The 763-nt window shown below is 43.6% G+C and carries 1 pseudogene; it reads right to left on the minus strand.

Features of this window, described 5'->3' with window-relative positions:
• A pseudogene (gene rpoB, locus ACS8FD_RS19710) lies at positions 1–763 on the minus strand (DNA-directed RNA polymerase subunit beta); the annotation flags it as partial.

Here is a 763-nt window from a genome sequence, read left to right on the forward strand (position 1 = left end):
ATCTCACCGAAGCGCTGACCACCAAACTGAGCCTTACCACCTAGCGGCTGCTGCGTGACTAATGAGTAAGAACCCGTTGAACGCGCATGCATCTTGTCATCAACCAAGTGGTTAAGTTTAAGCATATACATATAACCGACTGTCACTTTACGATCAAACTTCTGACCTGTACGACCATCATATAATGTTTGCTGACCATCTCTTGATAAACCAGCAAGCTCAAGTAAATCTTTGACTTGATGTTCATGAGCGCCGTCAAATACTGCTGTACCCATCGGTACACCTTCACGTAAATTACCTGCTAGCGTCATGATATCTTCATCAGATAAGCTATCAAGATCAACGCCTTCGCCGCCAACTTTGTTATAGATTTGATCTAAGAAATCACGTAGATCAGCCATAGCTGCTTGTGCTTTAAGCATACCGTCGATCTTATCGCCCAAGCCCTTTGCTGCCATACCTAAGTGTGTCTCTAATACCTGACCGATGTTCATACGCGATGGTACACCTAGCGGGTTCAATACGATGTCAACGGTATTACCATGCTCGTCATAAGGCATGTCTTCAACTGGCATAATTCGTGATACCACACCTTTGTTACCATGACGGCCAGCCATCTTATCACCAGGCTGAATACGACGTTTAACCGCTAAATATACTTTAACAATTTTTTGTACGCCATGTTGTAGATCGTCACCTGCCGTTAGTTTGCGTTTTTTCTCAGCAAACTTCACGTCGATATCTTTTTGCTTATCAACCAAGT

Source organism: Psychrobacter sp. 1U2 (assembly GCF_051847575.1).